This is a genomic window from Arenibaculum sp. (assembly GCF_035998295.1).
Taxonomy (GTDB): domain Bacteria; phylum Pseudomonadota; class Alphaproteobacteria; order Azospirillales; family Azospirillaceae; genus DASYHS01.
In genome coordinates, this window is the sequence record NZ_DASYHS010000297.1 from 37015 (window position 1) to 43409 (window position 6395).

The window sequence follows — 6395 nt, forward strand, 5'->3', positions numbered from 1 at the left end:
GGGCGGCCGGGCCGCGAGGGCAAGTCTAGATCGCATTTTACGGATGCGAACGCGAAAACCTCCTCTCCCGCACCCACAGGCCCTCACCTGCCCGCCGCGGGGACCTCAGCCGTACCTGAACAGGATCTCGAACAGCCGCGACTGGAGTTCGTCGGCGCGCAGGGGAAGAAAAAGATAGGGATGGCCGGAAAGCCGCAGCTCGCGCAGGCGCAGCGGCTCCGGCGTGGAGCACAGGATGCCGCCCCGGGCCTGCTCGCCCGACAGGCGCAGCAGGCGTGCGAGCCGCAGCACCCCGTCCGCCGAGCCGCCATGGACGAGCCCGCACAGCACGAGGTCCGGGCGCCACGAACCGCCCGAGATCACCGCCGCCGCCGCCTCCTCGTCGGCGCACCATTCGACCGAACCGGCAAGCGCCTCGATCGGCTCGCGCGGCATCGCCTCGTCGCCGGGCAGCACCAGGACCCTCAGCCCCTCGCCGTTGCGCACGGGGCCGACGAAGCGCGTCGGCGACGGGCACAGCGCCGTCGTCAGGGCGAAGACGCTGCCCCTTCCGACCCGGGTGTCCAGCGACAGCCGGTGGCCCAGCAGCGCCGACATGCCCTCCACCACCGTCAGGCCGAGGCCAAGGCCGCCGGGATGCTGATGCAGGCTCCGGGCGCTGCGGTAGAAGGGCTCGGTCAGGCGGGCGCGCTCCTCGTGGTCGATGCCGCGGCCGGTGTCGTGCACCTCGATGCTCAGCTCCTCCCCCCGCCGCCGGCAGCCGACCAGCACCCGGCCGTGCTCGGTGTAGCGCACGGCGTTGAAGACCAGGTTGCGCAGCATGCGCTCGAACATCTGCTGGTCGGTCCGGATCACGGACGAGCAGGGCACCACGGAGAAGCCGAGCCCCTTCGAGGCCGCGATCGGCGCGAATTCGAGCGCGAGGCGCGTCAGCACCGGGTTCACCGCGACGTCGCCGATGACCGGCGCGAAGGCGGGGTCCGGGACCCCGGAGCCGAGGCGCTCGAAGTCGACCTGGTTGTCGACGCTGACCTTCATCGCATGGACCGCGTTGCCGATCGCCTGCAGCATGCGCAGCTCGGAGGAATCCTCGACCCGCCGGGCAAGCCCCGTCACCAGGAACAGGATCGCGCTCAGCGGCTGGCGCAGGTCGTGGTCGGCCGTCGCCACGGCGCGCCGCTGGGCCTGCATGGAGCGCTCCAGCTCCTTGCGCCGGCGGTGCTGGCCGTCGATGTCGGTGCAGGTCCCGACCCAGGCCCGCTCCCCCTCCGGCTGCGGCGGCGTGCCGCGCACCAGGAACCACCGCGCGCCGCCCTCGACCGGCAGGCGAAGCTCCATGGCGAAGGGCTCGCCGAAGCGCTTTGCGGTCAGCCACGCCTCTTCCAGGAGCCGCGCGTCCTCGGGCAGGACGAGGTCGAGCAGCCGCTCGCCCGTGGGGTCGCGGCCGAAATGATCGCGCATGCGCCGGTTGGCGTAGCGCAGGACGCCGTCCTGGTCCGCCGTCCAGACATGGTCGGACAGCCGGTCGAGCAGCGGCATCTCGTCCCGGCACCACGACGCGTCGTGCCCGGCTTCCTGCCGAAAAGGCCCGGCCGCATCCGCGGCCCGTTCGCTTTCCATCGGTCAGCCCACCCGTTTCGTCGAGCGCGCGGCCTGCTGCGCCCCGTCGTCGAGGAGGTGACGGTTGCGGGCCGCCCAAAGCGCCGCCTGCGTCCGGTTGCGGACCTTCAGCTTGCGGAAGATCGCATGCACCTGGACCTTGACGCCGGCTTCATCCTGGCCGGTCAGCAGCGCGATCCGGTGATTGCTGCACCCGGCCCGCAGATGCTCCAGGACCGCCCGCTCCATCGGCCCCAGCGCCGGCCCTTCGGACGCGCGCGCGCCGCCGGCGGGGACTTCCTGCGGCGCCGTCCGGCCGGCATGCCCGGGAAACACCTTCTCGCCCATCGCCACCAGGGCGATCGCGCGGCCGAGCGCCTCCGGCCCCTCGCGGGTCGCGAGCAGGCCGTCGACCCCGGCCCGCAGGGCGGCCAGCTCGGTCTCGGGATCGTCGTCCGACGTCAGGATCAGGATGCGCATGTTGCGCGCACGGGCACGCCAGCGCCGTATCTGGTCGAAGCCGTTCTCCGCATCGTCGACGCCGATCAGCAGGAGGTCCGCGCCGAGCTGGGCCGCCCGCTCGGACGGCATGTCGCCGAGACGGGCGGCGCTGGCCACCACGTCGACATCCTCCCGGCCGAGGAGGTCCTTCAGGACGGTGCGCACCATGGTGTTGGGTTCGACGTGCAGCAGTCTTATCATTGCGGGTATTCGCTTCCTTTCGCTTGGCCGGGTTTGCGAGCATGCAGGGGACCGGCGCCGGCGGCAAAGGCGCTTCCGGAGAGGATTCGGCACTTGCGGTGCAGTCCGCCCCGACGACCTGCCACGATCGGCGCGGACGCGTAACGACGAAGGCGCCGTTTGCCGGCCGGCGGAGGAACCCCGCGCCGCCGCCGCCGTTGACTCGAATCCCGGTCACCGGACCGGACATCGGAGGAACAGCCTTGCCCACGGGCCGACCGTCGATCCCCCGCCGCCTCGCGGCGCTCCTCGTGCCGCTGGCGCTCGGCGCCTGCGCCAACCCGCGTGCGGAAACGGCGCTCGCCGCGCGCGACCTGCTGGTCGGCATGCCGACCGAGACGCTGCTGTCCTGCGCGGGCGTCCCCGAACGCACCGCCACCGTCGACAACGTCGACTTCTTCACCTACGAGAGCAGCAGCACCGTCGCCTATCCCTATTCCGGCGCCGGCTTCGTCACGGCCCGCCGCTGGTATCCCGGCTGGGGCTACGGGCTGGCCGCCCCGGTCGGCGGGTACGACGTGTACAGCCAGGCCTGCGAGGCGACGTTCACGCTGCGCGACGGCCGGGTCGAGCGGGTCGTCTATTCCGGCCAGTCCTCCCAGTGCTACGCCATCGTCGCCAACTGCCTGGCGCCGGCCTCCTGAGGCAAAAAGGAGACCGGGGCTCGTCAAGGCTTGCGCACACCCCCGAGGTGCGACTTATCATCGCAGGGTGAGCGAGCCGGAGGAGATCCCATGCACGTCGCAGCCGTTCTCAAGCGCAAAGGCAGTCACGTCGTCTCGACCGACCCCGGGCGTACGGTCGGGGATATCGTGGAGATGCTCGCCGACAACCGGATCGGCGCCGTCCTGGTGCTGGACGGCGGGCGCGTCGTCGGCATCGTCTCGGAGCGCGACGTGATCCGCGGCATCGCCGAGCACGGGCCGGCGGTGCTGGGCCACCGGGTCGACACGCTGATGACCCGGGACGTGCTGCATTGCCGGCCGACCGACACCATGGCCGAGCTGATGGCCGTCATGACGGAGCGCCGCGTGCGCCACCTGCCCGTGATCGCCGACGGCGAGGTCGCCGGCATGGTCAGCATCGGCGACGTCGTCAAGCAGCGGCTGGACGAGGCCGAGCTGGAGGTCGAGACGCTGCGCTCCTACGTCGCCGGGAACGGCTGAGGTCCGTGGCCGGGGGCGAGGGGTTCAAATTCCTGGTATGCGTCGACCGGTCGCCGCACAGCCGGCCGGCCGTCCGCTTCGCGAGCCTGCGCGCGCGCAACATCGGCGGCACGGTGGCGCTGCTGCACGTCCTGCCGCCCGCCGAGTTCCAGACCCTGCTGACCGTCGCCGAGACGATCGAGGAGGAGGAGCGGGCCGACGCCGAGCTGTTCCTCCAGACCGTCGCGGCGGAGGTCCACGCCCTTTCGGGCCGGCTGCCCGAACTGCACATCAGGGTCGGGTCGGTCGGCGATTCGATCCTCGGGCTGCTCGCCGACCAGCCCGGGATCGACGCCCTGGTCGTCGGCGCCGCCCCGCCCTCGGAGCGGCGGGGCCGCCTGATATCCTGGCTCGCCGGACAGCTCGCGGGCAGCATCGAGATCCCGCTCCTGATCGTGCCCGGCAACCTCAGCGACGAGCAGCTCGCCCGCCACACGTAGTACTGGCGAGCAACAAGCAAGACGCATTCCCATGTATTCACAAGAATAAGTAACCCGAAGCTGAGATAAAAGCTGTGGTGGGGTTATTTACGTTTACGTAAACTGGAGCCGCTATTCTGGGAGCAACGAGTTCCGGACGGGAGGATAGTCCAGTTGAAGAGCGTTCGATTTGGCGTTGCCGCCGTCGCGGCGACGTTGTCGGCCGGTGCCGCGACGACGGCGGAAGGGGCCGGCTTCTACATCAAGGAACAGAGCGTCACCGGCCTCGGCCGCGCCTTCGCCGGCGAGGCGGCGATCGGCGAGGACGCCAGCACGATCTATTTCAACCCGGCCGCCATGACGGAGCTGTCGCGCGCCCAGGCGGTGGCGGGAGCGCATCTGCTGGTGCCCAGGTCGCAGCTCACCAACACCGGCTCCACCTATCTCTTCAATGGCGCGCCGATCGGGTCGATCGCCGGGACGGAAAGCGGCAACCCCTACGACCCGACGCCGGTCCCCAACGGCTTCGCCGCCGCCCCGTTCCTGGACGGCGATCTGTGGGTCGGCGTCGGTGTCACGGCCCCGTTCGGGCTGGCGAACGCCTACGACCCGAACTGGTTCGGCCGCTATGATTCGATCGAGACCGAGCTGACCACGATCAACGTCCAGCCGGCCGTCGCCTACAGGATCAACGACATGCTGTCGGTGGGCGGCGGCGTCGACATCCAGTACGCCGACGCGAAGCTGACCAACGCGCTGTTCGCCGGCCCCGGCAACCCGGACGTCATCACCGACCTGCAGGGCGACGACTGGACGGTCGGCTTCGACGTCGGCGTGCTGTTCAAGCCGCTGCCGACGACGCGGATCGGCGTCCATTACCGCTCGGCCGTCACGCACGACCTGGAGGGCCAGTTCGTCGCGACCCAGGCCGGCACGGTCCTGGTCCGCACGCCCGGATCGGCCCAGCTCAAGCTGCCCGACATCGTGGAGGTCGGGGTGGCGCACGAGGCGACCCCGGCGCTGACCCTGCTCGGCGAGGTGACCTGGACCGGCTGGGACTCCTTCGACGAGATCCGGGTCCAGCGTCCCGGCTTTCCCGATTCGGCGATCCTCCAGGGCTACGAGAACAGCTTCGCGGTGGCGCTCGGCGCGCAGTACGAGCTCGACGGGAACTGGACCCTGCGGGCGGGGATCCAGTACGACGAGACCCCGACCGAGGGCGGCTTCCGGTCGTCCCGCACGCCCGACGGCGACCGGACCTGGCTGACCGCCGGCTTCAGCTACCAGGTCGGCCGGAACTTCGTCCTGGACGCCGCCTACGCCCACATCTTCATCTCCGAGGAGACGGTCGACCTGACCCGCACGGGGGCCGTCCCCGCGCTGTCGACCCGGATCCGCGCCGAGACGGAGGGGAGCGTCGACATCGTCTCGGTCGGGCTGCGCTACCTCTTCTGAGCAGCCATGTCCCGCCTGGGGATTGCAGGAGGGATGAACGGGTCCATATCAGCCCGATGCATTCGAATGCAATCCTCACAGCGGAAAGCAGGACATGACCGTCGAACTCCACGCCTGGCCGACCCCGAACGGCTACAAGATCTCGATCATGCTCGAGGAGCTGGGCCTGCCCTACCGGGTCGTCGCCGTCGACATCGGCGCCGGCGACCAGTTCAAGCCCGAATTCCTGAAGCTGAGCCCGAACAACCGGATGCCGGCGCTCGTCGATCCCGACGGCCCCGACGGCAAGCCGGTCACGCTGTTCGAATCGGGCGCGATCATGATCTATCTGGCCGAGAAGACCGGCCGGCTGCTCCCCGCCGACGCCCATGGCCGCTACGCCGCGATCCAGTGGCTGATGTGGCAGATGGGCGGGCTCGGCCCGATGCTCGGCCAGAATCATCACTTCCGCATCTACGCTCCCGAGAAGATCGGCTACGCCATCGACCGCTACACCAACGAGGCCAAGCGGCTCTACGGCGTGCTCGACCGCCGGCTGGCGGAGGCCGAGTACCTGGCCGGCGAGTACTCGATCGCCGACATCGCGAGCTTCCCCTGGACCCGCAGCCACGAACGCCAGGGCATCGACCTCGCCGACTACCCGAACGTGCGGCGCTGGTTCGACGCCATCAACGCCCGCCCGGCCGTCCAGAAGGGGCTGGAGCTGCTGAAGGACTACGTCCGCCCGGGCCCGATCGACGACAAGGCCCGCGAGATGATGTTCGGACAGACCCAGTACCAGCGCCGGTAGACGGATACGCCCCTCCCGCCCATGCGGGAGGGGCCCCGGCCTCAGTCCGCCGAGGCTTCCATCCGGGCGGCGCTGATCACCGCCTGGGTGCGGTTCCTGACGTTCAGCGCCTTGAAGATCGCCGTGACGTGGATCTTCACCGTGCCCTCGGACAGGCCGAGATCCTTGGCGATCTGCTTGTTCGAC

General features: G+C 70.2%; 8 protein-coding genes. 5 read left to right on the forward strand and 3 right to left on the reverse strand.

What is annotated here, in order from left to right:
- Positions 1–105: 105 nt before the first annotated feature.
- Positions 106–1620 (reverse strand): sensor histidine kinase, encoded by a 1515-nt coding sequence (locus tag VGO20_RS28220; protein ID WP_327505758.1) that lies wholly within the window; start codon positions 1618–1620, stop codon positions 106–108.
- A gap of 3 nt (positions 1621–1623) precedes the next feature.
- Positions 1624–2301, reverse strand: coding sequence for a response regulator transcription factor (locus VGO20_RS28225; protein WP_327505759.1), 678 nt, complete (start codon positions 2299–2301; stop codon positions 1624–1626).
- A gap of 242 nt (positions 2302–2543) precedes the next feature.
- Between VGO20_RS28225 and VGO20_RS28230 the strand changes: the two genes are divergently transcribed.
- The 5 genes from VGO20_RS28230 (at position 2544) to VGO20_RS28250 (ending at position 6209) form a co-directional block, all read left to right on the forward strand.
- Positions 2544–2984, forward strand: a complete 441-nt coding sequence (locus VGO20_RS28230; RefSeq protein ID WP_327505760.1) for a hypothetical protein — start codon at positions 2544–2546, stop codon at positions 2982–2984.
- A gap of 90 nt (positions 2985–3074) precedes the next feature.
- Positions 3075–3506 (forward strand): CBS domain-containing protein, encoded by a 432-nt coding sequence (locus tag VGO20_RS28235; RefSeq protein ID WP_327505761.1) that lies wholly within the window; start codon positions 3075–3077, stop codon positions 3504–3506.
- Between the two features lie 5 nt (positions 3507–3511).
- Entirely contained in the window at positions 3512–3985 is a 474-nt protein-coding gene (locus VGO20_RS28240; RefSeq protein WP_327505762.1) for a universal stress protein, read from the forward strand.
- Positions 3986–4138: 153 nt separating this feature from the next.
- On the forward strand, positions 4139–5419 hold the full coding sequence (locus VGO20_RS28245; RefSeq protein WP_327505763.1) for an OmpP1/FadL family transporter: 1281 nt from the start codon (positions 4139–4141) through the stop codon (positions 5417–5419).
- A gap of 94 nt (positions 5420–5513) precedes the next feature.
- A complete protein-coding gene (locus VGO20_RS28250) occupies positions 5514–6209 on the forward strand; it encodes a glutathione S-transferase N-terminal domain-containing protein (RefSeq protein ID WP_327505764.1) in 696 nt (231 codons plus the stop codon).
- Positions 6210–6250: 41 nt separating this feature from the next.
- On the opposite strand, the gene VGO20_RS28255 is transcribed toward VGO20_RS28250, so the two are convergent.
- Positions 6251–6395 (reverse strand): response regulator transcription factor (locus VGO20_RS28255; RefSeq protein ID WP_327505766.1); only part of this gene is annotated, 145 nt, incomplete at its 5' end.